This window comes from Microbispora sp. ZYX-F-249, from assembly GCF_039649665.1.
Classification (GTDB): domain Bacteria; phylum Actinomycetota; class Actinomycetes; order Streptosporangiales; family Streptosporangiaceae; genus Microbispora; species Microbispora maris.
In genome coordinates, this window is the sequence record NZ_JBDJAW010000185.1 from 1 (window position 1) to 362 (window position 362).

At 72.4% G+C, this 362-nt stretch carries 1 pseudogene; it reads left to right on the plus strand.

The features are described 5' to 3' along the window. Positions 1 to 16 precede the first annotated feature (16 nt). Positions 17 to 362, plus strand: a pseudogene (locus AAH991_RS40340) (hypothetical protein); the annotation flags it as partial.

Sequence of the window (362 nt, forward strand, 5' to 3'; positions counted from 1 at the left end):
CGCCGCCGAGCTCCTGGTGCTGGTCAACGCCGAATCCCTCCCCACCGACCCCGTGGCCGGTCCCGCCCCCGGCACCGAGCACCCCGAGAGCGCCGACCACCCCGAGACCCCCGAGACATCCGAAGACCCCCAGGACAGCCGGGACGCCCGGCACGCCGAGCAGGCCGACCCCGCCGACCTTGTCGACCATACGGGAACCGGCGACGCCGAGGAGGTTGCGGTAGCCGGTTCAGTGGTAGGCGCGGGTGCCGATGTAGCCGCAGGGGCCGCCGCCGAGAGCACCGCCGAGAGCACCGCCGAGAGCACTGCCAAGAGCACTGCCAAGAGCACTGCCAAGAGCACTGCCAAGAGCGCTGACCTGG